This window comes from Rhodococcus shunpengi (assembly GCF_048381395.1).
Classification (GTDB): Bacteria; Actinomycetota; Actinomycetes; order Mycobacteriales; family Mycobacteriaceae; genus Rhodococcus.
Genome location: NZ_JBLWIU010000036.1, coordinates 513,714 through 537,877 on the forward strand (window position 1 = coordinate 513,714; position 24,164 = coordinate 537,877).

Below are 24,164 nucleotides of genomic sequence, written 5' to 3' on the forward strand. Positions count from 1 at the left end.
TATGACACAACGACTGACCGGACGTACGGCTCTGGTGACCGGGAGCAGCCGGGGGATCGGCCGGGCGATCGCGCAGCGTCTCGCATCCGAGGGTGCCACCGTGGTGGTCACCGCTCGTTCCATGTCTCCGTCCCGATCGATTCGGGACGGCCGGGAGCACGTGCTCGAGGGCACGTTGGAAGAGACGGTGCAGCTGATAGAGCAGGCGGGCGGTCGCGCTGTTCCGATCGCGGCCGATCTCGAGGACCGCGACCAGCGCGCGGGACTGATCGACGCAGCGGTGACCGCCGTCGGAGGGCTCGACATCCTGGTCAACAATGCAGGTTTCGCCGATTACTCCTCGATCGAGCAGATGAGCGAGGAGACGTTCGACAGGACGATCGAGCACTACCTGAAGGTCCCGTTCCTGCTCGCGCAAGCAGCCATTCCGCACATGCGCAAGTCGGGTGCCGGATGGATCGTCAATATCGGCTCCTCGACCGGCATGAGTCCGATCCGGCCGTTCCGTGAATACAACAAGACGTCCGGTGACGTCATCTATGCGTCGGCGAAGGCCGCCCTGCATCGCTTCACACAAGGCCTGGCTGCGGAACTCGTCGACGACAATATCGCCGTCAACGCCGTCGGGCCGTCCACTGCGATCATGACCCCGGGGGCGGCCACGCTGCTACCCGAGGGGTACGAGACCGAACCGCCGGAGTACCTGGCGCAGACCGTTCTCGAGATGTGCACCCTGCCTGCAGCCGAACGTACCGGTCTGGTCGGTTTCAGCCTGCACTTCCCGTGGTCGCAGGGAGTGCCGGTCACGAGCCTCGACGGCAAGGACGAACTGCCTCGGCGCGAGCCACCCGCTTGGTGTAATCCCAACATCGCGGACGACGGACTGAGGGCATGAGCATGCAGTCGAGCAGTGCACGGGAACGGTTCTCCCAGGGCGTGGCCGTGGTGACCGGCGCAGCCGCCGGCATCGGTGAAGGCCTGGCGCGGCACCTGTCGTCCCTGGGTATGACGGTCGTCGTCTCGGACATCGACGGAGACCGCGCGGCGAAGGTCGCCGACGATATCGTGGCTGCAGGAGGTCAGGCGGAACCCTACGCCGTCGACGTCGCCGACGCCGACGCCGTCGACGCAATGGCGCACGAGATCTTCGCGCGTCACGGCAGCGTCGAACTCCTGGTGAACAATGCAGGCATCGAATCGGCCGGCCTGATGTGGGAGATCGACCGCGAACGGTGGCAGCGGTTGATGCAGATCAACGTCGACGGTGTCTTCTACTGCCTGAGGTCCTTTGTCCCCCGAATGATCGCTGCGGGAACTCCGTCGTGTATCGCCAACCTGTCATCCGTGGGTGGACTGAATGCCGTTGCGGTGCAATCCCCGTACATCGTGAGCAAGCACGCGGTACTGGCGATGACCGAATGTCTGCACCAGGACCTTGCGATCGTCGGTGCCCCGATCCAGGTGAGTGCCGTGATCCCGCATTCGATCCGGAGCGAGATCTTCCTGTCGGCCCAGCGGGAAGCACCCACGGACAATCCGACCGCCAACGCGGTGTTCGCCGCCATGCAACGCGACAACGTCGAGAAGGGCCTCGATCCGCTCGTCGCCGCCGAGCACATGGTCGAGCAGATCGCACGTGGCGAGTTCTGGGTTCACTCCGACGACGACCTGTGCATCGCCGCGATGCATCGACGCGGACAGCAGCTTTTCGATCTGGCACCACCAGCCGATCCTCACGCCATGTTCACACGCATGGGCATCACCTCCACACACGCCGGCACGGTGCCTGTGGCCGATTGATACGGGAGAGCGGGAGTATGACCGAATCAGTACGAGAGATCACCCTCGATCCAGCGGAGCGCGCGCTTGCGATCCGGGAAATCGAGAACGTGTTCGCCGCGCGGCTGCGCATCATGGACACCAAACAATGGGACCTGTACGGCAGCGTGCACACCGAAGACGTCGTGAGCGAGACCTTCGGGGCCGCTGTCGACGACGAGTCGGCGCGACGACCGGCTGTGGTCGGCCGGGAAGCGTTGAGGCGCGCGATCGAAGGAGTTCTCGACGGAGCCGTGTCCGTTACCAGTGTGCATCACGGCCATACCCCCGAGATCGTGCTGACCTCGGACACCACCGCAACCGGTGTCTGGGCGATGGAAGACGAGTTGTGGTGGACGAACGGCTCGACCGAGGAACATCTGCACGGCTACGGCCACTACCACGAGAAGTACCGCAAGGTGGACGGAGTGTGGCTCATCGCGTACCGCACCCTCACCCGGCTCCGTGTCGATCACACCCCCGGATTCTTCGACTACCGATCGTGACGGCCCGCACGAGGACGTCACGATCGAACGACCTCGCGCCTCCCGGTGATCGGGATCACGCCGTTACGGCCCGTGGAACTGCCATACCGTGCCGCAGACAACGACGAGAAGGAGACTGTCGATGGCCTCGACACCTGTACCGCCCGTGACACCCGCCCGCGACACCACCGTGGACCTGCTCGTGATCGGGTCCGGTACCGGCATGGCCGCCGCGCTCACCGCACACGAAGCGGGGCTGTCGACGCTCATCGTGGAGAAATCCGAATATGTCGGCGGATCCACCGCCCGTTCCGGCGGTGCGTTCTGGGTGCCGGCCAATCCCGTTCTGACCGAATCGGGTTCGGGAGACACCGTCGAACGTGGCCACACCTACGTCCGATCGGTCGTGGACGGCACCGCCCCTGTCGAGCGGGGCGAGGCCTTCGTCGACCACGGAGTCGAGACGGTCGAGATGCTCCGTCGCACCACGCCCATGAAGCTGTTCTGGGCGAAGGGCTACGCCGACTACCATCCCGAGCTGCCCGGTGGCTCTGCCGTCGGCCGCAGCTGCGAGTGCCTGCCCTTGGACCTGTCGGTCCTCGGTGATGAACGCGGCCGACTGCGTCCGGGCCTGATGGAGGCGGGGTTGCCCATGCCCACCACCGGCGCGGACTACAAGTGGATGAACCTCATGCTGCGCGTGCCGCACAAGGGTTTTCCGCGCATCTTCAAGCGGCTCGCCCAGGGGGTCGCGGGTCTCGCCGTCAAGCGTGAATACGTCGCCGGTGGACAGGCGATCGCCGCCGGACTGTTCGCGGGTGTGCTGAAGGCCGGCGTGCCGGTGTGGACCGAGACGTCGCTGGTGCGTCTGCTCACCGACGGGGACCGGGTCACCGGTGCGGTCGTCGAACAGGACGGGCGTGAGGTGACGGTGACCGCGCGTCGCGGGGTGGTGCTCGCGGCCGGCGGCTTCGACCACGACATGGCGATGCGACGCAAGTTCCAGTCCGAGCGTCTGCTCGACAACGAGAGCCTCGGCGCGGACACCAATACCGGCGATGCGATCAAGGCGGCCCAGGAGATCGGCGCCGACCTGGACCTCATGGATCAGGCCTGGTGGTTCCCCGCCGTCGCACCGACCCGGCCGGGCAAGCCACCGCTGGTCATGCTCGCGGAGCGCTCGCTGCCCGGCTCGTTCATCGTCGATCAGAGCGGTCGGCGCTTCACGAACGAGTCGTCTGATTACATGTCCTTCGGGCAGCTGGTGCTCGAACGGGAGCGCGCCGGTGATCCGATCGAGTCGATGTGGATCGTCTTCGACCAGAAGTACCGCAACAGCTACGTGTTCGCGGCCGGGGTGTTCCCCCGTCAGCCGCTGCCGGAGGCCTGGTACAAGGCGGGTATCGCTCACCGCGCCTCCACCGCGGAAGAACTCGCGGCCTCGATGGGCGTGCCGGTGGAGAACTTCGCCGCGACCTTCGGCAAGTTCAACGACGATGCCGCAGCCGGAACGGATTCCGAGTTCGGCCGTGGGAGCAGCGCCTACGACCGCTACTACGGTGATCCCACCATCCAGCCCAACCCCAACATGCGGCCACTGACGCACGGACCTCTCTACGCCGTGAAGATGACCCTGAGCGATCTGGGCACCTGCGGTGGCGTGCGAGCCGATGAACGGGCTCGGGTCCTGCGCGAGGACGGCACCCCGATCGCCGGTCTCTACGCGATCGGCAACACCGCCGCCAACGCGTTCGGCCACCGCTATCCCGGTGCCGGCGCCACTATCGGGCAGGGACTGGTGTTCGGGTACATCGCGGCGCGCGACGCGGCATCGTCGGACGCGCCGGTCGCCTGATCGAACGATCCGAGAGGTAGGGAGGGTACGTGACGATCACGAACGGGGACGTCCGGTCCCTCCCTACCGTGCTGTCCCTCCGGGGAACCGGGCTCTGTCTCGCCGGTGGCCGGGTGGACGAAGTGGACCTCGTGTTCTTCGCGCCGCCCGTCACCGGCCCGCTGAGCTTCCGGGCCCGCGAGGATCGGGACGAGGCGTCCGCCCGGCTCGACCGGACGCTCCGATACCTCGATGAGGTCGGGCGGTCGTCGCCCGTGCTTGGGTAACCGCGGCCGATTCGTAGAGTGCCGGCCGGTGCGCCGGGGGCACTCAGTACGGGTCGTAGCGGATGTTCTCGACCGGGGTACCGGTCTCGATCAGCCGCTGAGCGGTGGTGCGCACCATGGCCGCCGGGCCGCACACGAGCACCTGGTGGTCGCCGAACGCACCGTAGGACGTGACGACCTCGTCGACGCTGCCCTCGAGCAGTTCGTCGGGGTCGGGTCCGAACTCGTCGATGCGCGGCGCGATGCGATCGAACCAGGGGTCGGGGATATCGGGGATCTCGAGGGTCTCCACGACCGGCACCACCGTCAGCCACGGCAGCGCTTCCGACAGGAGCATGAGCATGTCGGCGGCGTACAGGTCGCGCGGGTTGCGGGCGCCCGTGAACAGGAAGGTGCGGGGCGGATCCGGCCGGCGCGCCGCGTCGAGGATCAACGACCGCAGCGGCGCGAGGCCCGTACCGCCGGCCACCATGATGACGATGCGGCCGGTGTCGTCGATGTGGAGGTCGCCGCCGCGGGCCGCGCCGAGCTGCCACACGTCGCCCGGCTGGGTCTCGGCGACGATCGCGCCGCTCACCCAACCGCCCGGGACCGTGCGCACGTGGAACTCGAGCTTGCCGTCCAGCGACGGCGGCAGCGCAGGGGAGAGGCGACGAGGCAGCGTGGGGCGCTGCGGCACGGCTACGTCGACGTACTGGCCGGGGCGGAAATCGACGATCGCGTCGTCGCATTCGAGACGCACGACTGCGAGATCGTGGCGGAGCCGATGATGTTCGACGACGGTTGCGGTGACTGCCGTCTCGGTCTCGCTCGGTGACGGCGTGGCCGACTGCATGCGTGTTCCCCCGGTGGTGTGCTGTGGCGTGCCCAAGACTCTAGGCGAGAAATCGCCGAAAAGGCAGAGTGGAACGTGTTTCAGTTTTTGCCCCCGAGCGGTTATCGTGACCAACGGCAGGTGATGGTCACCACAGCGGAGAACGCCGACCGGTGACGTCACACAACGGACCGTCACAGCACACCGGAAGGACGACCATGCCCGAGGAGTACGCCGACCTCTACCGCCCCGCATTCACGCCCGATCTCCTCATCACCGCGCTCGACCGCAGCGCCGACCGGCCCGCCCTGCACCTCGGTGACGTCGTCCTCACCGGAGCCGAGATGCGCGCCGCCATCAGCCGGTTCCAGCAGGCGCTCGCGTCCGTCGGGGTCGGGCAGGGATCGGCGGTGGCGATGCTGTCCAAGAACCGGCCCGAGGTACTCATCTCGATGGGCGCCACGATGGTCGCCGGCTGCCGCAACACGGCCCTGAACCCGATGGGCTCGCTCTCCGACCACCTGTACATCGCGACCGACGCCGAGATCGAGACCCTGATCTTCGATCCGCGCCACTTCGAAGAGCGCGCCGCGGAGCTGCGCGAGCAGGTGCCGACCCTGAAGAACCTGTTCTCCCTCGGCCCGTCCTCGGTGGGTACCGACATCCTCGCCCTGTCCGAGCAGTTCACCGAGCAGCGGCTCGTGTCCGCACCCGTCGACATCGAGGACACCTCGTCCATCGTCTACACCGGCGGCACGACGGGGAAACCGAAGGGCGTCATGGGCTCGTTCCGATCGGGAGCGGCCCTGAACCAGATCCAGATGGCCGAGTGGCAGTGGCCCGAGCAGCCGCGCTTCCTCGTGTGCACCCCGCTCTCGCACGCCGGTGCGGCGTTCTTCGTCCCCACGCTCCTGCGCGGCGGATGCCTCTACGTGCTGCCCCATTTCGATCCCGCGCTCGTGCTCGAAGCGATTGAGAAGCATCGCATCAACGCGACGATGCTCGTGCCGACGATGATCTACATGCTGCTCGACCATCCCGATTTCGACAGCCGCGACCTGTCGAGCCTCGAGACCCTGTTCTACGGCGCGTCGGCCATGTCGCCGTCCCGCCTGCGCGAAGGAATCGAGCGGCTCGGCCCGGTCTTCTTCCAGTTCTACGGTCAGTCCGAATGCGGCATGACGATCTCGGTGCTGCGCAAGGAGGAACACCTCCCCGACGATCCGAGCCGCCTCGCGTCGTGTGGCCGCCCCGTGCCGTGGCTCGACGTCCGCCTGCTCGACGACGACTTGAACGAGGTGCCGCAGGGTGAACTCGGCGAGATCTGTGTGCGCGGCCCGCTCGTGATGAAGGGCTATCTGAACAAGCCGGAGGAGACCGCCGAGGCGCTGCGCGGCGGATGGCTGCACACCGGCGACGTCGCGCGTGCCGACAAGAACGGCTTCATGACGATCGTCGATCGTAAGAAGGACATGATCGTCACCGGCGGCTTCAACGTCTTCCCCCGCGAGATCGAGGACGTCATCTCCTCGCATCCCGCGGTCGCGTCCGTGGCCGTCGTCGGGGTGCCGGACACCAAGTGGGGTGAGGCCGTCAAGGCATGCGTCGTGCTGCGTGAGGGCCAGTCGGTGCCGGCCGAAGAACTGATCGAGAAGGTGCGTGCCGCAAAGGGCTCGGTGCACGCCCCCAAGTCGGTCGACTTCCTCGACGCGCTGCCGCTGACGCCGCTGGGCAAGCTCGACAAGAAGACGCTGCGGGCGTCCTATCGCTGACCCTGCATCCGTGACAGCCGCTCCCGGCAATCGACCGTGATTGCCGGGAGCGGCTGTGTATCACAAGGATCCGCGGATCCGGAGGTGCCGGTCTCCGGCCTCACCACTGGTGCGCGACGTCCAGCACCACCCGGGAACCGCTACCGGGACCGTCGAGGGTGAACACCCGGAACGGCAGCCGGGCCCGTACCCCGACCCCGAGGGTGGTCTGGCCTTCGAAACTGTTGGCCCACGCCACCTGCCGCAGAGTCCGGTACCCGCTCACGTCGACGACCTCGCGCCGGTTCGCCGGTACGTAGTAGGCGGGCGCGAGGACGACCACCTGGAGATAGGCGCCTCCGCGCAGCGGGACCTCGAACCCCGATCCGTCCTCGTGGACGGCAGGGACGTAGCCGACGCGGTAGCCCGCGGCCGGCCCGGCGAGATCGACGACGATCCGGTCGAAGCACTCGTGCCGTCCCGCCCGCACGGCGGTGAACGGTGAGGCGACCATCGTCGGGTTCACCTTGTCCAGCGAACCCCAGTGGATGCCGCAATAGGGCGTTGCGGCCGACGCGGTCGGGCCCGTCAGCCCGATCCCCGCGATGACGACGATCATCGCGAGCCACACGTGAATCCTGCTCATGTCCGTTCCTCTGTGTGTGGCTGATGATGGATCATCGCGAGGAATGTGATCTGCGTTACATCGAGCTTCGTCGTTCTACTGCTGTGGGCGGAGTTCGTGCTGTGTTCTCGCGGAGGTCTGCCCGAAAGGTCGTGCGCGCTTTCGGGAACGAGCGCGTAGGGGCTGCGTCGGTACCCGCGCGACCATACGAGTACCGGTCAGGTGCAGCCGGTCTTTCACTGCCCGGGCCGTGCTGACATACTCCCTCGCATGGTGAACGGGGACGCCCAGCGGGTCGAGGTGCGGTTGGCAGTCGAATATCCGGGCTCGGGAGCGACGAGCACGCTCGGAGACGGTTCGATGCGACCGATCGATCCCATCCCCCCGATCTGCCCGCGTCACGGAGAGCCCGAGACCGGACGTGTCCGGGTGACGGTCGCGGCCGACGCGTCGGAGCCCCGCCAGGGATCGAACCGGTTCGGTTCGGCGCTCGAGGCCGCCTACACGGTGCAGGTCGCCGCGGTGGACTGGCCCGTGTGCGCTCGCTGCGTCGCAGTCCGCACGCGCTGGCAGATCGCCGCCGCCGCGACCTGCACGGTCCTCGGCGTCATCTTCCTCGCGCTGGTGTTCGCGCTCGTACAGGGCGCTCCCAAGATCTACGGTCTCGCGCTGCTCAGCGTCTTCGGTCTGTCGTTCCTCCCGATCTACGTCGCCCTGCGGGTGCTCGAACCGAAGCGGGCGTCGCTGGGAATGTCGGTAGCGGAGGACGGTTCGGAACTCGTCATCTCGCAGGCGCATCCGGAGTTCGCGCGGGCGGTCGCGGCGCAGCGGATGTAGTCGCCGGCGCGGAACGTTCTCGCAGCACGGAAGCTGCGCAAGCAGATCAGAGCGGGTCGAAGCTGATGTTCTGACGCGGCGTTCCCGCTGCCGACAGTGCGTACAGCGTCGTGCGGATCATCGACGGCGACCCGGCGATCTGGATCTGACGGTCGGCCCACGTGCCGAACTGCCCGGCGACCTTACCGAGTTTGCCGTACATCGGCCGGTTGAGGCCGGTGGGCGGTTCCTTCACGGGAACCGGGTGCCACCAAGGGTTCTCCTTCTCCTCGAGCACCGGCACGATGGTCAGCCACGGGTTGGTCGTGGCGATCTGCCACAGTGTCTCGAGGTCGTACAGGTCGCACGGATACTTGCCGCCGTAGAACAGGTGGACGCGCGGGTTGTCGCCGCGCATCGCCATCTCCATGATCTGGGCGCGCATCGGCGCGAGGCCGGTGCCGGACGCGATCATCAGCACGTCCTGGCCGCTCTCACGGTCGACGTGCAGGCCGCCGAGCGGTGGGCCGATCGTCCATCGGTCGCCGACGGCGGTCTCGCCGACGAGCGCGGGGCTCACCCATCCGGTGGAGACCCGCCGGACATGGAATTCGATCTGCCCGTACGGATTCGGGGGGATCGCGGCGGACAGGTAGCGCCACATGTGCGGGCGCTGCGGGATCTGCACGCTCATGTACTGGCCCGCGTAGTAGGGGATCGGGCTGTCGGCCTCGAGCCGGATGATCGCCAGATCGGGGAGCACGCGTTCGTGGCCGACGACGGTGGCGCCCCACGAGGCGGGCAGGTCGTCGGTGGCCGCGGCGGTCGCCATCGTCTCGACAACCCCGTCGACGACCTCGGCCCATGTGCGTTCGAGCGCGGCCGTCCACAGGATCAGGGGAGTGCATTCGCGGACCGCGGCGAGCAGTGCGTTGCCCGCGACGCGGTAGTGCAGCGGCTCGACCCCGTACTTCCGGTGGTCGCGCGCGAGCTGGGCGAGGAACCTGTCGACGGTGCCCGGCTCGTGGAGGCGGGCGACGACCCAGCCGACCGCGGTCGCGAAACGCTGCCGCATCGACTCCATGCCGGCGGGGAACAGTGAGCGGATGCCGGTGGACTCGCTCCACATGGCGGTGTAGAACGCCGTCGCGAACCGTTCGGCTCCGGTGGGGGTGGCGATGATCGACGCGAAGCTGAGCTGAACCCGGGCGATGGCGAAAGCCTCCACGCCATCCTCCCTGTATCCGTGCTGCGCGAACGCCGCCACTGTAGTCGGTTGCAGGGCGCCCGGCCACTGACCGCCGGGTCCGTCACAACCTGCGAGCGGTTTGTGATCAGAGTCACTACACTCAGGAAAGTTGAGTGGAACAAACTCAACTTACGATCCGTTGAAGAATTCGACATCACCGAGACCTGCCCGATGCAGGGAATCGGCTGCAGAATCGACATGGGGCACTCGCCTGCGCGTGGAGTGCACCGAGAAAGAAAGGGGCGCGCAGTGGACTCGTTCAATCCGACGACCAAGACCCAGGCCGCACTCACCGCCGCACTTCAGTCGGCGTCCGCTGCGGGCAACCCGGAGATCCGTCCGGCACACCTGCTCGTGGCACTGCTCGACCAGACCGACGGCATCGCCGGCCCGCTGCTCGAAGCGGTGGGCGTCGACCCGGCCGCGGTCCGCAGGGAAGCCGAGGACCTCGTCCGTCGCCTTCCGCAGACCAGTGGTGCGACCACCACGCCACAGCTCGGGCGTGAGGCGATTGCGGCCATGACCGCGGCGCAGAAACTCGCCACCGAACTCACCGACGAATTCGTCTCCACCGAGCATGTCCTCGTCGGCCTCGCCGGTGGCGACTCCGACGTCGCGAAGCTCCTCGCCGGGCACGGCGCGACGCCGGCCGCCCTGCGCGACGCCTTCACGACCGTCCGCGGCAACCGCCGCGTGACCTCCGCCGATCCCGAGGCCAGCTATCAGGCCCTGGAGAAGTACTCCACCGATCTGACGGCGCGGGCGCGCGAAGGCAAGCTCGACCCGGTCATCGGTCGCGACAACGAGATCCGCCGTGTCGTCCAGGTGCTCTCCCGCAGGACCAAGAACAACCCGGTCCTCATCGGTGAGCCGGGTGTCGGCAAGACCGCCATCGTCGAGGGCCTCGCTCAGCGCATCGTCGCCGGGGACGTCCCCGAGTCGCTGCGCGGCAAGACCGTCATCTCCCTCGACCTCGGCTCGATGGTCGCGGGCGCGAAGTACCGCGGCGAGTTCGAGGAACGCCTCAAGGCCGTCCTCGACGAGATCAAGGAATCGGCCGGGCAGATCATCACCTTCATCGACGAGCTCCACACCATCGTCGGTGCCGGCGCGACCGGCGAATCGGCGATGGACGCCGGCAACATGATCAAGCCGATGCTCGCCCGTGGTGAGCTGCGGCTGGTCGGTGCCACGACCCTCGACGAATACCGCAAGTACATCGAGAAGGACGCGGCTCTCGAACGCCGCTTCCAGCAGGTTCTGGTGGGGGAGCCGAGTGTCGAGGACACCGTCGGCATCCTGCGCGGCCTCAAGGAGCGCTACGAGGTGCACCACGGCGTGCGCATCACCGACTCCGCGCTCGTCGCGGCGGCGACGCTGTCCGACCGGTACATCACCTCGCGCTTCCTGCCCGACAAGGCCATCGACCTCGTCGACGAGGCGGCCTCGCGCCTGCGGATGGAGATCGACTCGCGTCCCGAGGAGATCGACACCGTCGAACGCATCGTCCGTCGCCTCGAGATCGAGGAGATGGCGTTGCAGAAGGAGAGCGACGAAGCCTCGAAGGAACGCCTCGAGAAGCTGCGCGCCGAACTCGCCGACGAGCGGGAGAAGCTCAACCAGCTCACCACGCGCTGGCAGAACGAGAAGACCGCGATCGACTCCGTGCGGGAGATCAAGGAACAGCTCGAATCCCTGCGCGGTGAGGAGGAACGCGCCGAACGCGACGGCGACCTCGGCAAGGCCGCCGAGCTGCGCTACGGCCGCATCCCCGAGCTGGAGAAGAAGCTCGAGGCGGCAGCCGCCGCGTCGGGTACCACCGCCGGTGGCGACCTGATGCTCAAGGAGGAGGTCGGCCCGGACGACGTCGCCGACGTCGTCGCGGCATGGACCGGCATCCCCGCCGGCCGCATGCTCGAGGGCGAGACCGCCAAGCTGCTGCGGATGGAGGACGAATTGCGCAAGCGGGTCGTCGGCCAGGACGTCGCGGTGCAGGCCGTCTCCGACGCGGTGCGTCGTGCACGTGCCGGTGTCGCCGACCCGAACCGTCCGACGGGGTCCTTCCTGTTCCTCGGCCCGACCGGTGTCGGCAAGACGGAGCTGGCGAAGGCGCTCGCCGACTTCCTGTTCGACGACGAACGCGCCATGGTGCGGATCGACATGTCCGAGTACAGCGAGAAGCACTCGGTGGCACGCCTCGTCGGTGCGCCTCCGGGCTACGTCGGCTACGAGGCCGGCGGTCAGCTGACCGAGGCCGTGCGGCGCCGCCCCTACACGGTGGTGCTGTTCGACGAGGTCGAGAAGGCCCACCCGGACGTCTTCGACACGCTGCTGCAGGTGCTCGACGACGGTCGTCTCACCGACGGTCAGGGACGCACGGTCGACTTCCGTAACACCATCCTGATCCTCACGTCGAACCTCGGTGCGGGTGGCGATCGGGAGCACATCATGGCGGCGGTGCGGGCGGCGTTCAAGCCGGAGTTCATCAACCGGCTCGACGACGTCGTGATCTTCGCCCCGCTCTCGGAGGAGCAGCTCGAGAAGATCGTCGACATCCAGCTCGACCAGTTCGCCGACCGCATGTCGGCACGGCGACTGACGTTGGACGTCTCGAACACCGCGCGGTTCTGGCTGGCGGTACGCGGCTACGACCCGCAGTACGGTGCACGTCCGTTGCGCCGCCTGATCCAGCAGGCGGTCGGCGACCAGCTCGCCAAGAAGCTGCTCGCCGGTGAGATCAAGGACGGCGACACCGTCCACGTGGGCGTCAGCGAGGACGGCGACCACCTCGTGATCAGCGCCTGACGGCACCGGTGCGCGGCCTCGGTGGCAGGAGCCGCCGGGGCCGCGCGCGCCTACTCTGGAAGGCGTTATGACGAATCCCCAGGATCCGCGCACCCCGCAGGAACGGGCCTACGCACTCGACGAGTCGTCGAACGGGACGGACGACGACGCGACCCGTGTGCTGCACACCGACGACCCGACCGAGGCGTACGGGCGGCCGGTCACCAACCCGACGGTCGCGTACACCCGCTACGAGCAGTGGGGCGCGCAGGGGAGCGAGTACCAGCCCACCCAGGCCTATCCGTCCCCCCAGGGTCCTCCGTCGCAACAGCCGTATCCGCCTCGGCCGGGCTACCCGCCGCCGCACGGCTATCAGCCCACACAGGTGCTCCCCGGATACGACCCCGGTAACCCGCAGACGGCGATGAACCCGGGACCGGGAACGCCGGGGCACGGAATCCCCGGGCAGCCACCCACGGGTCCGGTGCCCGGCGCGGATGCCGGGAAGCCGCGCGGCCCGCGCTGGGGACTGATCGCGCTCGCCGCGGTGGTCCTCATCGCGCTCGGCGGCACCATCGGGTTCCTGCTCAGCCGGCCCGACGACTCCACCTCGCGGGTCGCGTCGGATCGCGCCCCGGCCACCGTCGCGCCCCCGCCGACGGCGACTCTCCCGCCGGCACCCGAACCGACCACACCGGGACTGCCGCTCGACCGGATCCCGGGCGGACTCGGCGAGGTCATGGGCGACGCGGGCGCGGTCGTGGGCACGATCACCGCCAACGACGGCGGCAGCATCACCCTCGGCGTCATCGGTGGTTCGACGGTCACCGTCGTCCTCACCCCCGACACCGAGATCATCACCCTGACCGGCAATACCGCCGACAGCCTCGAGGTCGGAGCGACCGCCGTGGCGACCGGCAGTGCCGTCGAGCAGGGACGGATGACCGCTGAGACCGTCGTCAGCGCGTCCCTCCCATCCTTCGGTGGTTCGGGCCGCTGACCCGCTAGGCTGACTCGACGATGACTGTCATGTGGTTCTCTCTGGCCGCGGTCGCACTGCTGGGTGCGGTCGCGCTGCTCTACGTCGACCGGACGCGGCGGGAACAGTCGGGTCGTATCCGGGAGATCTGGGCCAAGGCGCAGGGCTACAAGTACACCTCCGCCGAGGACCACCTGCCGTCCACCTGGCACCGCGCGGCGCTCGCCAAGCAGGAATATCTCGGCGCGATCGACATCGTCCGCGGGGTTCGCCGCGGCGAGGAGTTCGTCCTGTTCGACATCGAGGAGACCGCGACGATCATCGCGGTCCGGCGCAAGGTCGGCTCCGACGTCGACATCGATCTGCGGCTCAAGTCGACGCCGCCGCCGAAGGACCCCGACATGAACCTGCTCGGTTCGATCGGCCCGCGCATCGTCTTCGCCACCGACCTCGAGATCGCGCGACGCGTGTGCGACCAGCGGATGGTCGCGTTCACCGAGTCCATCCCCGACCACGTGCAGATGCTGTGGAGCGAAGGCGAGTGGACGCTCGGCTCGATCCCCGTCGGCAGCTCCGGACGCGAATGGGACTCGGCCATCGAGACCGTCGCGCGTTTGTCGGGCATCCTCCACGTGCTGCCGCCCGTCGTCGAACCCGAGGAACTCGACCGGGGTTCGCAGGATCCGGGTCGGCCCTCCGCTCGCCACTGAGCGAGGATTTCCGAGAGGTGGTCGCGCACGCTGCGTGTCGTTAGTGTGGCGGCCATGACTTCCGCCCGCCCCGTCGCGCTCGTGACCGGCCCCACCTCGGGAATCGGTGCGGGTTTCGCCCGCACACTCGCGAGTCGCGGTTACGACCTCGTGCTCGTCGCCCGCACCCGTCCCGCCCTCGACGAACTCGCCGCCGAGCTGAAGCAGAAGTTCGGGGCGGCATCGGAGATCATCGTCGCCGACCTGGCGGCCGCCGACGGTCGCGATCTCGTCGTCGAGCGCCTCGGTCGCGGTGTCGACATGCTCGTCAACAACGCCGGATTCGGCACGACCGGCGAGTTCTGGACCGCCGATCCGGCCCTGCTGCAGGCGCAGCTCGACGTCAACGTCACCTCGGTTGTCGCGTTCACCCGCGCCGCGCTCCCGTCGATGATCGAGGCGGGCAGGGGCGACATCGTCAACGTCGCGAGCGTGGCCGGTCTGCTGCCCGGGCGCGGTTCCACCTACTCCGGCAGCAAGGCCTATGTCGTGTCGTTCACCGAAGGGCTGGCCGGTGGTCTCGCCGGCACGGGCGTGCGGGTGCAGGCACTGTGCCCCGGCTTCGTGCGCACCGAATTCCATCGGCGTGCCGGGATCGACATGTCGTCCACCCCGAACCTGATGTGGCTCGACGTCGACGAGGTGGTGCGCACCTCGCTCGCCGACCTCGACAAGGGCAAGGTCCGCAGCATCCCCGGGCTGCAGTACAAGGTGCTCGCCACGGCGGGACGACTGGTGCCGCAGAACCTCGTGCGGAAGCTGACCAATACCTTCGGCAACGGTCGCGGCCGCACCTGATCGGTTGCGGCCGCGACAGCACCCGATCACCACGGACGAACTGACGGCGGGCGTTGCCAGATCACGGTACGGATACACCGTGTAGGACACGCCGGGTGCAGTCTTCGACGCGATTCGTGCGCTCGGTACATTTCTGCGCGTGACGTCTGTGGCTGTGGTGCTCTGTGTTGCTGTCGTGGTTGCGGTGGTGCTCTGGTTGCGCGCAGGCGTGCGCCGTCTTCGGACGTTGCAGCAACGCCAGCGGGAGAGCCTGCGTCTGCTCCTCCACGAACTCGACGACCGCTACGATCTCGTGCCCGCGCTCATCGCGGCGTCGGCCGGTGCCGGTGTCGAACGTGAGCGCATCCGGCCCGTCGTCGGCGCCCGGTCGCTCGCCATCGGCATGCGCGACCAGCGTCTCGGCCTCACCGAACGCGCCGGCGCCGAGAACGCGCTGTCCGCGACGCTCCACGAGCTGATCGGTGGACTCGAAGGGGTCAACCACTGGCCGTTCATCCGGGTTGCCCGGGAACTGCAGACCCGCGAGCAGCGCATCGCCGGCGCCGTCCGCGTGCACAACGACCTCGGCGGCGCCCTGAACACCGCGGTCGGCCGATTCCCCACCTCGCTGTTCGCGAAGCTCGCGGCCGTCGGACCGGTCGTGCTGTTCGAGGCGCCCGCGCCCGTCGCCGCGCCCGAAGCGGCGCGGAAGCCCGAGACCGTCGAGGCGGAGATCGTCGAGAGCGACGTCCGGCCGGAGTCCGAGGCGACCTCCGGCACCGTCGCTGCCTGACCTGCGATCCGCAGCGACTAGGCTCGTTCCCCGACACGAGCGCGACCGCACCGGCGTCGCGCCGCCGAACGACGGGTGAGGACGCAATGAGTGACCGCGACGAACTGGCAGCACTGGTACGCGAGCTGGCGGTGGTACACGGCCGCGTGACCCTGTCGTCCGGTAAGGAAGCCGACTACTACGTCGACCTGCGCCGCGCGACCCTGCACCACAAGGCCGGCCCGCTCATCGGCAAGCTCCTGCGCGAACTCGTCTCCGACTGGGACTTCGACGCCGTCGGTGGCCTGACCATGGGTGCCGACCCCGTCGCTCTCGCCGTGATGCACGCCCCCGGCCGGCCCATCGACGCCTTCGTCGTCCGCAAGGCCGCCAAGGCCCACGGCATGCAGCGGCAGATCGAGGGACCGGATGTCACCGGCAAGCGTGTGCTCGTCGTCGAGGACACCACCACCACCGGCAACTCGCCCCTCACCGCCGTCAAGGCGCTGCGCGAGGCCGGCGCGATCGTCGTGGGTGTCGCGACCGTCGTCGACCGCGCGACCGGCGCCGACGAGGTCATCGCCGCCGAGGGCGTCGAGTACCGTTCCCTGCTCGGCCTCGCCGACCTGGGTCTGGACGACAAGTAGCCGCGTGGGGGCGCGGGTCCGGCAGACCGTCACGCATCTCGCCGACGGCCGGGAATTGATCTACTTCGACGACACCGAGCCGTTCGTCTCCGGTGCCGCGACCCGCGACCTCCACGACCGCCGCGACCTGCCGCCTGTTGCGGCGACCTCCGAGATGCGCCGCGACCCGCTGACGGGGGAGTGGGTCACCTTCGCGGCGCACCGCATGGAGCGCACCTTCCTGCCGTCGGCCGTCGACTGCCCGCTGTGTCCGAGCAGGGCCGATGCGTGCACCGAGATCCCGGCCGACGACTACGACGTCGTCGTGTTCGAGAACCGTTTCCCGTCGCTCGGGGCGCCCTCATCCGACGAGGATCTCGTCGACGACGACGGTCTGTGGCCGCGACGACCGGCGACCGGCCGCTGCGAGGTCGTCGCGTTCACCCCCGACCACGACGCCCGGTTCGCCGACCTCTCCGTGTCCCGGGCGCGCACCGTCATCGATGCGCTCGCCGCCCGCGCCGCCGAGTTGTCGCAGCTGCCGGACGTCGAGCAGGTCTTCTGTTTCGAGAACCGCGGTGTGGAAATCGGTGTGACACTGCAGCATCCGCACGGACAGATCTACGCCTACCCGTTCGTCCCGCCGCGCTCGCAGGCCTTGCTCGACCGCGCCCGCGAGCATCGCCGGCGGACCGGGAGGTCGCTGCAGGGCGACATCCTCGACGCCGAACGACGCGCCGGCACCAGGCTCGTGTTCTCCGGCGACGCGTGGTCGGCCTACGTTCCCGCCGCGGCACGCTGGCCCGTCGAGGTGCACCTCGTCCCGCACCGCGACGTCGCCGGTCTCGCCGCCCTCGACGAGCACGAACGCGACGAACTCGCCCGCCTCCAGCGGGACCTGCTCGGCCGCGTCGACCGGTTCTTCCCCGGAGTCGACCGCGCCCCCTACATCGCCGCCTGGCACCAGGCACCGGTCGGTGCACCTCATGGGGACGTGCGACTGTTCTGCCAGATCTTCTCGTTGCGCCGCGCCCCGGACAAGCTGAAATATCTCGCCGGGTCCGAATCCGCGATGGGCGCGTGGATCAGCGACACCACCCCCGAACGGATCGCCGAACGCCTGCGTGAGGTGGCGCCATGACACTCGCAGCAACCGCCCGGGCACTGTTCACAGCCGAGTTCGGCACCGAACCCGAGGGCTGTTGGTGCGCCCCCGGGCGCGTCAATCTCATCGGCGAGCACGTCGACTACGCCGGGGGTCTGTGCCTGCCGATGGCGATCCCGCAGGTCACGATCGTCGCGGTGCGTCGGCGCTCCGATCACGTGCTGCGCGTGCGCAGTTCCGGTTTCGACAGCGTCGACCTCGATCTGCGCGACCGGCACGTCGACGGTTGGGCCGCCTACGTCGCAGGCGTGATCTGGACGCTCGACCCGCCGGGATTCACCGGCGCGGACATCGCGGTCGCGTCGGACGTGCCCGTCGGAGCAGGGCTCTCGTCGTCCGCAGCGCTCGAGACGTCGATCGCGGTGGCGCTCGCCGACCTGTGCGGACTGCCCCTCGACGACGACGGCCGTGACCGGCTCGCCGCGGCGTGTGTGCGCGCGGAGAACGACTACGCCGGTGCCCCCACCGGCGGACTCGACCAGCGGATCGCTCTGCACGCACGTCCCGGCCACGCGCTGCTCCTCGACTTCGCCGACGGCAGCAGCGAACACATCCGGTTCGACGCGGAAGCCCGCGGGCTGACCGTGCTGGTCGTCGACACCGGCACCGGACACGAGCTCGCCGACGGGCAGTACGGACAGCGCCGCCGTGAGGTCGAGGACGCCACCCGCATCCTCGGCGTGGAGAGCTTGCGCGACGCCTCCTCGGCGGACCCGATCGACGATCCCGTCCTGCGTCGGCGCGCCCGGCACGTGATCGACGAGATCGCCCGCGTTCAGGAGGCTGCGGAGTTGTTGCGGGCAGGGCAGATCCGGGATCTCGGACCGTTGCTCGACGCGTCGCACCGCTCGTTGAGCGACGACTTCGAGGTCAGCTGCCTCGAACTCGACACCGCCGTCGATGCTGCCGTCGCTGCCGGTGCGCTCGGCGCCCGGATGGTGGGTGGCGGTTTCGGCGGGTCGGCGATCGCGCTGTGTGAGGACGACCGCGTGGACTCGGTGCGGAAGGCCGTCGCCGACGCCGCTGCACGTCGCGACCTGCCGGCGCCGACCTTCCTGCGCGCCACGGCGTCCGGCGGTGCGCGCCGCTGCTGAAGCTTGCGGGCTGATCGATGCAGCCGGGTACTGTGCGCGCATGGGTTGGTTCAGTCGCAAGAGATGGGGCGTCGAGCACGCGGTGTTCGCGGCGGCGTCGGCCGCCACCGTCGTCGGGGGAGTGGCGGGGAACGAGAAGCTGCAGCAGATCGCCAAACCACTCATCGCACCGGCGCTCGCCGTGCGGGTTTTGCGCCGCTCCCGCGACACCGATCGCGCCGACACCGCCCTGCTGGTCGCGGGTCTCGCAGCCGCCACCCTCGGTGACATCGCGATGATCCGCTCCGACGAGGACCGCCGGATCCTGAGCGGTGCAGCCTGTTTCGGCGTCATGCAGACCGCCTACTCGAGCATCCTCGTCCGGCGCGGTGCGCGGGTCTCGACGCCGGTCGCGGTGCAGCGTGCCGGCGCTCTCGCCGGTGCGGCCGGTCTGCTCGCCGCCCGCAACCGCTCGGTGGCCGCGCCGCTGACCGGATACGGCGCCCTGCTCGCCACCACCGCGACCCTCGCCGGAGACCCTGCCCTCGCGCCCGGTGCGCGCGTGCGCGCGGGTCTGCCCGTGCCGGGTTCCGACCGGCGCAGTCGGCTCGGTCTCGGCGGCCTGATCTTCACGCTGTCCGACGGATCGATCGTCGTGCGCCGCACCCTGCTGAAGGACGAGAAGACGCGCGCGGCAGCGGAAGGGTTCGTGCTGGCCACCTACGTCGTGGCCCAGCTGCTGCTCGTGGAAGGGCTTCTCGCTCTCACGAGCCGGGACAGTCAGGGATAGAGGACGATCCGGTCGCGGTCAAGCGGGTCCACCCAGATGCTCACGACCTCGCCGGGCGCGTAGCGCTGCAGGTTGCGACGGTCGACCTCGTAGACGACCGTGCCGCGATAGGACTCCGAGCCGGGCACCGTGAGCTCGAGATCGAGCCGGGTCAGCTGACCGGTCGAGGTCAGATCGAGCGGGGTCGCGGAACGGATGATCGCCCATCCCTCGTAACCCTCGCGTTCGATGCGGCGCATGACCTTCGAACTCCGACCCGCGAGCGCCAAGGACAGGCCGAGCACGGTGCCGTACAGACAGACGAGGAAGACCACCTGGAAGCCCTCGGTGCCCGGTTCGGAGATCGGCAGAAACAGGTTCAGCCACAACGCGAGAACGACGACATATCCCGCGGTGACGAATCCGACAGTAGCGACGATACGACGATTCACAGCTCCTCCGGTTCCAGCCTATCCCCGCTCGGCCCCGTCGGCTTCCGCCCGTGATTAGGGTGATGCCATGTCCGCTCCCAACGTGGTGATCACCGGCGCCGCTGCCGGTATCGGTCGCTCCACCGCCCTGCTCTTCGCCCGTCACGGTTACCGCGTCGGTGCCTTCGACATCGACACCGTGGGGCTCGCGAGCCTCGCCGAGGAGGGCGCCTCGATCGCCGCAGGGCGGATCGTCACCGGTGCCCTCGACGTCACCGACACCTCCGCGTGGACCCGCGCCCTCGAGGACTTCTGCACCGACGGTCGGCTCGACGTCCTCGTCAACAACGCCGGGCTGCTGTCGTCCGGGCCGTTCGAGGACACCCCGGCGAGTCGGCACCGCCAGCTCGTCGACGTCAACGTCACCGGTGTCGTCCTCGGCTGCCACGCGGCCTTCCCGTATCTCCGCGACACCCCCGGCGCGCACATCGTGAACATGTGCTCGGCGTCGGCGCTCTACGGACAACCCGAGCTCGCCACCTACAGCGCTACCAAGTTCGCGGTGCGCGGTCTGACCGAAGCACTCGAACTCGAGTGGGCACGCCACGACATCAAGGTGCAGGCGCTGTGGCCGCTGTTCGTCGACACGAACATGGTCGACGGGATGGACATCGGCTCGCGACGCTCACTGGGCGTGAACCTCGGCGCCGACGACGTCGCCCGCGCGGTGTTCGACGCGACCCGCCCCACGCGGCGCTCGGGACGGGTGCACAGGCCCGTGGGCCGGCAGGCGACCGTGCTCGCCACACTCGCCCAGGTGTCGCCCGGATGGATGAATCGCCTGGTCAACCGGCGCCTGACCGGCCACTGACACCGCTCGATAGAGTGACACCCGCACGTCGTCGGGAAGGGTGTTGCGTGAGAATTCGGATGTGGCCGGTCGCAGTCGTCGCGGGTGCGGCACTGTTCGTCGCAGGATGCGGGGGCTCCGCGGACGGGCCGGAGGCCGACTCCGGAGCGACGTCGACGACGACCTCGGCGGCTGCCTCGACGACCTCGCCCACGACGGTCGCTCCGAGCACCACCGAGGAGACGACCCCGTCGACGACCGAACCGCCTCCCGAGCCGGAGACCTCCCCGGAGGAACCCGCTCCGCTCGCGCAGGTCGAGTACCAGCGCAACGAGTCGTACTACTTCAGCAGCCCCGACGGCACCTTCGAATGCGGCATCGTCCGGCTGCCCACCCGCACCGAGGCGGGCTGCGAGGGACCGACCGATCCGATCCCGCCGCGCCCCGAGGACTGCATGGTCAACTGGGGACTCGGCATCCGCGTGCAGGACTCCGGCGAAGGCGAGTTCGTGTGCTCGGGCGGACCGGTCTACCTCTCGCCCGACGGGGCGAGCCCCGTCCTGCCGCCGGGATCGTCGCTGTCGCAGCTCGGCTACACGTGCGCCACCACCGCAGCCGACGTGACCTGCACCAACGATGCCACCGGCCACGGTTTCCGCGTCGCAGCAGGTTCGAACGAGACGTTCTGACGGTGACCGACACGCATTCCGAACCGGCCGTCGAGGACGCGGCGGGCCCCACCGAGTGGGGTGAGCACCCGCACGGCGTCGGACCGTGGATCGAGGAGTTCGGCACCGAGCCGCCCATCGACCCGCGCTACGACCCCGAGCTGCTCGCCCACGGCGACCGGCGCAACGTCGTCGACGCCTACCGCTACTGGACCCGCGAGGCGATCGTCGCGGACATCGACCGTCGCCGGCACCCGCTGCACGTCGCCATCGAGAACTTCGCCCACGACGCGAACATCGGAACTGTCGTCCGCACCGCCAATGCGTTCGCCGTGGGCACCGTGCACATCGTCGGACGACGCCGGTGGAACCGGCGCGGAGCGATGGTCACCGACCGCTACCAGCACCTGCTCCACCACTCGGATGTCGACGCGCTCGTCGCGTGGGCGGCCGAACAGGACCTCGAGATCGTCGCGGTGGACAACACCCCCGGCTCGGTCCGGCTGGAGACGGCGACCCTGCCGCGCCGCTGCCTGCTGCTGTTCGGGCAGGAAGGCCCCGGCGTCACCGAAGCGGCCCGCAACGTCGCCTCGATGACGGTCTCCATCGCCCAGTTCGGCTCCACGCGGTCCATCAACGCGGGTGTCGCCGCGGGCATCGCGATGCACGCGTGGATCCGGCAGCACGCCGATTTCTCGGACGCCTGGTAACACCTGCCCCGCATTCCGGGATGAAAGTCGCGCGGACCGTCGTCGGGGCGGCCGCCGGTCGGGCAGTGTGGAGGGTGATGAACACCGCAGCAGGACAGCGTTCGGACGGAGTCGAGGCCGCCCGGTGGTCGGAGCGGGCCGACGCCGCAGAGGGTGCCATCGTGTCGCGGCACATCCGTCGTCTCTGGGCCCTCCCCGGCACCGCGCTCGGGGTGGTCGGCTGGCCCGCCGTCCGACGTGAGCGGCTGTTCTTCTCCTGGCACTACTGGTGGCAGGCGCACCTGATCGACACCGCCGTCGACGCCGCCGAGCGCGACGCCACCCCGCGCCGCCGGCGCCGTGTCGTGCGGCTCGCGCGCACCCACCGCATCCGCAACCTCACCGGCTGGACCAACAACTACTACGACGACATGGCGTGGCTCGGCCTGTCGCTCGAACGGGCCGAACGGCATCTCTACGTCGACCACCGCGGCGCGATCGCGACCCTCGTCGACGAGCTCGTCGACGCGTGGCAACCCGAGCGCGGGGGCGGCATCCCGTGGCGTCGGCGGGACAACTTCTTCAACGCCCCCGCGAACGGTCCGGCGGCGCTGCTGCTCGCCCGCACCGGCAAGGTCTACCGCGCCGAGGAGATGGCCGACTGGATCCACGACGTGCTGCTCGACCCCGAAACGGGTCTCGTCCTGGACGGCATCCGCGACGGCGTGCACGAACGCGCGATCTACAGCTACTGCCAGGGGGTGACGCTCGGCCTCGAGACCGAACTCGCCCTGCAGCTCGACGACCCCCGGCACCGCCGCAGGGTCCACGCGCTCGTCGCCGCGGTCGACGATCACCTCACCGAACGCAGCGTCGTCACCGGCGGGGGAGGCGGCGACGGGGGACTGTTCAACGGGATCCTGGCCCGCTACCTCGCGATGGTCGCCACGACACTGCCCGTCGTCGACGGCGACGACATCCGCGCCCGCAACGCCGCGGCACGCATCGTGCTGGCGTCGGCGGAGGCCGCCTGGGAGAACCGACTGCAGGTCGAGGAGCTGCCGGTCTTCGGCCGCGACTGGTCGCGGCAGGCGCGGCTGCCCGGTCTGGGCACGTCGGTCGCGCGGTTCGCGGGCGGCACCGTCCGCGAGTCGGCCGTCGCCGAACGCGACATGTCGGTGCAGCTCGGCGGGTGGATGCTCATGGAAGCTGCCTACGCCGTCACCGCGTCGCGGTCATGAAACGGAAGAAGGTGGATTCCGACCCGTTCGTTCGACGGGCGGAATCCACCTTCTGCGGTGTGAGGACCGTTCCTACTTGCTGTCGATGCGGTTGATCGGCATCGTCGCGGCCTCGGTCTCGGCGGCCGGCGCCGCACCGTTCTTGGCCCGACGCGAGCTGAGCACGCGCTTGCCGACCTCGGTGATGATCGGGATGACCGAGACGAACACGATGCCCAGGAAGATGATGTCGATGTTGTCGGCGATGAAGCTGATCTGTCCCAGCAGGTAGCCGAGCAGCGTCACGCCGGCGCCCCACACGATGCCGCCGATGATGTTGTAGGTGATGAACACGCGGTAGGGCATCTTCGCGGCGCCCGCGACGAGCGGGGCATAGGTGCGCACGATCGGCACGAAACGTGCCAGGAAGATCATCGCGGGTCCGTGTCGCAGGAAGAAGCGGTGCGCTTCGTCGATGTAGGCCTGCTTGAAGAGCTTCGAGTCCGGCTTGAACAGCCTGGTTCCGCCCTTCGCTCCGATGAGATAGCCGACCTGGTCGCCGAGGACCGCGGCGATCGGAATCGTCACCATCAGCACCCACAAAGGGGCGAACGGTTCGACCTCCGCCGACTTGGCGGCCGCGATCAGGCCCGCGGTGAACAGCAGCGAGTCGCCGGGCAGCAGCGGGAACAGCAGACCGGATTCGATGAACACCACGAGCAGCAGCCCGATGAGCATCCAGGTACCGAACGAATTGAGTAGATTGACAGGATCCAGAAACCCCGGTAGCAGGGCCAGATTGGTCACGGACTCCGAGGCTTCGAGCACAGTCACGCGATCCAGGGTACCGGCGGCGTCCACCTCTCCCCGAATCCCGACACCGACCCGGACGGCCCGAGTATCGAGGAGGCGTGTCACTTGACATACTGCAAG

25 protein-coding genes are annotated in these 24,164 nt (G+C 68.9%); 20 read left to right on the forward strand and 5 right to left on the reverse strand.

The window, feature by feature from the left end; translation table 11 throughout:
• Position 1: 1 nt before the first annotated feature.
• From ACNJ7K_RS26340 to ACNJ7K_RS26360, 5 genes are all read left to right on the forward strand, one after another.
• Positions 2–895: an SDR family NAD(P)-dependent oxidoreductase gene (locus ACNJ7K_RS26340; protein ID WP_487042534.1), complete on the forward strand. Its 894-nt coding sequence runs from the start codon at positions 2–4 to the stop codon at positions 893–895.
• Positions 892–1,800 (forward strand): SDR family NAD(P)-dependent oxidoreductase, encoded by a 909-nt coding sequence (locus ACNJ7K_RS26345; protein ID WP_487042535.1) that lies wholly within the window; start codon positions 892–894, stop codon positions 1,798–1,800. Before ACNJ7K_RS26340 ends, ACNJ7K_RS26345 begins: the two co-directional genes overlap by 4 nt.
• Positions 1,801–1,817: 17 nt before the next feature.
• Entirely contained in the window at positions 1,818–2,324 is a 507-nt protein-coding gene (locus tag ACNJ7K_RS26350) for a nuclear transport factor 2 family protein (RefSeq protein WP_487042536.1), read from the forward strand.
• A 121-nt stretch (positions 2,325–2,445) separates the two neighbouring features.
• On the forward strand, positions 2,446–4,158 hold the full coding sequence (locus tag ACNJ7K_RS26355) for a 3-ketosteroid-delta-1-dehydrogenase (protein WP_487042537.1): 1,713 nt from the start codon (positions 2,446–2,448) through the stop codon (positions 4,156–4,158).
• Between the two features lie 29 nt (positions 4,159–4,187).
• Entirely contained in the window at positions 4,188–4,424 is a 237-nt protein-coding gene (locus ACNJ7K_RS26360; RefSeq protein WP_487042538.1) for a hypothetical protein, read from the forward strand.
• Between the two features lie 43 nt (positions 4,425–4,467).
• Here the strand turns inward: ACNJ7K_RS26360 and ACNJ7K_RS26365 are convergent, their stop codons facing one another.
• The gene (locus ACNJ7K_RS26365; RefSeq protein ID WP_120280221.1) at positions 4,468–5,259 is read right to left on the reverse strand and encodes an FAD-binding oxidoreductase; all 792 of its coding nucleotides are present in this window, start codon (positions 5,257–5,259) and stop codon (positions 4,468–4,470) included.
• Positions 5,260–5,456: 197 nt separating this feature from the next.
• Here ACNJ7K_RS26365 and ACNJ7K_RS26370 point away from each other — a divergent pair, with 197 nt between their 5' ends.
• Positions 5,457–7,010, forward strand: a complete 1,554-nt coding sequence (locus tag ACNJ7K_RS26370; RefSeq protein WP_120280220.1) for an AMP-binding protein — start codon at positions 5,457–5,459, stop codon at positions 7,008–7,010.
• A gap of 100 nt (positions 7,011–7,110) precedes the next feature.
• Here ACNJ7K_RS26370 and ACNJ7K_RS26375 read toward each other — a convergent pair whose 3' ends face one another.
• The gene (locus ACNJ7K_RS26375; protein ID WP_026061274.1) at positions 7,111–7,635 is read right to left on the reverse strand and encodes an AMIN-like domain-containing (lipo)protein; all 525 of its coding nucleotides are present in this window, start codon (positions 7,633–7,635) and stop codon (positions 7,111–7,113) included.
• Positions 7,636–7,884: 249 nt separating this feature from the next.
• Between ACNJ7K_RS26375 and ACNJ7K_RS26380 the strand changes: the two genes are divergently transcribed.
• The gene (locus tag ACNJ7K_RS26380) at positions 7,885–8,451 is read left to right on the forward strand and encodes a hypothetical protein (protein ID WP_006553007.1); all 567 of its coding nucleotides are present in this window, start codon (positions 7,885–7,887) and stop codon (positions 8,449–8,451) included.
• 46 nt (positions 8,452–8,497) lie between these two features.
• Here the strand turns inward: ACNJ7K_RS26380 and ACNJ7K_RS26385 are convergent, their stop codons facing one another.
• On the reverse strand, positions 8,498–9,658 hold the full coding sequence (locus ACNJ7K_RS26385) for an FAD-binding oxidoreductase (RefSeq protein ID WP_120283639.1): 1,161 nt from the start codon (positions 9,656–9,658) through the stop codon (positions 8,498–8,500).
• Between the two features lie 270 nt (positions 9,659–9,928).
• Between ACNJ7K_RS26385 and clpB the strand changes: the two genes are divergently transcribed.
• The 9 genes from clpB to ACNJ7K_RS26430 all read left to right on the forward strand — a co-directional run bounded on the left by clpB (position 9,929) and on the right by ACNJ7K_RS26430 (position 19,394).
• Positions 9,929–12,484 carry an ATP-dependent chaperone ClpB gene (gene clpB / locus ACNJ7K_RS26390; RefSeq protein ID WP_230791451.1) on the forward strand — a complete coding sequence of 852 codons (2,556 nt, stop codon included), beginning with the start codon at positions 9,929–9,931 and terminating at the stop codon, positions 12,482–12,484.
• Positions 12,485–12,551: 67 nt separating this feature from the next.
• Positions 12,552–13,463 (forward strand): hypothetical protein, encoded by a 912-nt coding sequence (locus ACNJ7K_RS26395; RefSeq protein WP_230791449.1) that lies wholly within the window; start codon positions 12,552–12,554, stop codon positions 13,461–13,463.
• A gap of 29 nt (positions 13,464–13,492) precedes the next feature.
• Positions 13,493–14,152 carry a type III secretion system chaperone family protein gene (locus ACNJ7K_RS26400; protein ID WP_006553002.1) on the forward strand — a complete coding sequence of 220 codons (660 nt, stop codon included), beginning with the start codon at positions 13,493–13,495 and terminating at the stop codon, positions 14,150–14,152.
• Between the two features lie 54 nt (positions 14,153–14,206).
• The gene (locus ACNJ7K_RS26405; RefSeq protein WP_120283637.1) at positions 14,207–14,989 is read left to right on the forward strand and encodes an SDR family NAD(P)-dependent oxidoreductase; all 783 of its coding nucleotides are present in this window, start codon (positions 14,207–14,209) and stop codon (positions 14,987–14,989) included.
• A 184-nt stretch (positions 14,990–15,173) separates the two neighbouring features.
• Positions 15,174–15,761 (forward strand): LemA family protein, encoded by a 588-nt coding sequence (locus tag ACNJ7K_RS26410; protein WP_487042581.1) that lies wholly within the window; start codon positions 15,174–15,176, stop codon positions 15,759–15,761.
• Between the two features lie 86 nt (positions 15,762–15,847).
• On the forward strand, positions 15,848–16,387 hold the full coding sequence (pyrE, locus tag ACNJ7K_RS26415; RefSeq protein ID WP_016691489.1) for an orotate phosphoribosyltransferase: 540 nt from the start codon (positions 15,848–15,850) through the stop codon (positions 16,385–16,387).
• Between the two features lie 4 nt (positions 16,388–16,391).
• Positions 16,392–17,507: a galactose-1-phosphate uridylyltransferase gene (gene galT, locus ACNJ7K_RS26420; RefSeq protein ID WP_230791447.1), complete on the forward strand. Its 1,116-nt coding sequence runs from the start codon at positions 16,392–16,394 to the stop codon at positions 17,505–17,507.
• Complete coding sequence (galK, locus tag ACNJ7K_RS26425; protein ID WP_487042539.1) at positions 17,504–18,625, forward strand: galactokinase; 1,122 nt, start codon at positions 17,504–17,506, stop codon at positions 18,623–18,625. Before galT ends, galK begins: the two co-directional genes overlap by 4 nt.
• A 40-nt stretch (positions 18,626–18,665) precedes the next feature.
• Positions 18,666–19,394 carry a lysoplasmalogenase family protein gene (locus ACNJ7K_RS26430; protein ID WP_159417630.1) on the forward strand — a complete coding sequence of 243 codons (729 nt, stop codon included), beginning with the start codon at positions 18,666–18,668 and terminating at the stop codon, positions 19,392–19,394.
• On the opposite strand, the gene ACNJ7K_RS26435 is transcribed toward ACNJ7K_RS26430, so the two are convergent.
• Entirely contained in the window at positions 19,385–19,825 is a 441-nt protein-coding gene (locus ACNJ7K_RS26435; RefSeq protein ID WP_006552995.1) for a hypothetical protein, read from the reverse strand. The genes ACNJ7K_RS26430 and ACNJ7K_RS26435 overlap by 10 nt on opposite strands.
• Positions 19,826–19,892: 67 nt before the next feature.
• On the opposite strand from ACNJ7K_RS26435, the gene ACNJ7K_RS26440 reads away from it, so the two are divergent.
• From ACNJ7K_RS26440 to ACNJ7K_RS26455, 4 genes are all read left to right on the forward strand, one after another.
• Positions 19,893–20,675 (forward strand): SDR family oxidoreductase, encoded by a 783-nt coding sequence (locus ACNJ7K_RS26440; protein ID WP_487042540.1) that lies wholly within the window; start codon positions 19,893–19,895, stop codon positions 20,673–20,675.
• A gap of 59 nt (positions 20,676–20,734) precedes the next feature.
• Positions 20,735–21,343 carry a hypothetical protein gene (locus tag ACNJ7K_RS26445; protein ID WP_487042582.1) on the forward strand — a complete coding sequence of 203 codons (609 nt, stop codon included), beginning with the start codon at positions 20,735–20,737 and terminating at the stop codon, positions 21,341–21,343.
• 2 nt (positions 21,344–21,345) lie between these two features.
• On the forward strand, positions 21,346–22,032 hold the full coding sequence (locus ACNJ7K_RS26450) for a TrmH family RNA methyltransferase (protein ID WP_120280212.1): 687 nt from the start codon (positions 21,346–21,348) through the stop codon (positions 22,030–22,032).
• A 77-nt stretch (positions 22,033–22,109) separates the two neighbouring features.
• Positions 22,110–23,252: a glycoside hydrolase family 76 protein gene (locus ACNJ7K_RS26455; protein ID WP_120283633.1), complete on the forward strand. Its 1,143-nt coding sequence runs from the start codon at positions 22,110–22,112 to the stop codon at positions 23,250–23,252.
• Positions 23,253–23,324: 72 nt separating this feature from the next.
• Here ACNJ7K_RS26455 and ACNJ7K_RS26460 read toward each other — a convergent pair whose 3' ends face one another.
• Positions 23,325–24,065 (reverse strand): VTT domain-containing protein, encoded by a 741-nt coding sequence (locus ACNJ7K_RS26460; protein ID WP_487042541.1) that lies wholly within the window; start codon positions 24,063–24,065, stop codon positions 23,325–23,327.
• Between the last annotated feature and the right edge of the window lie 99 nt (positions 24,066–24,164).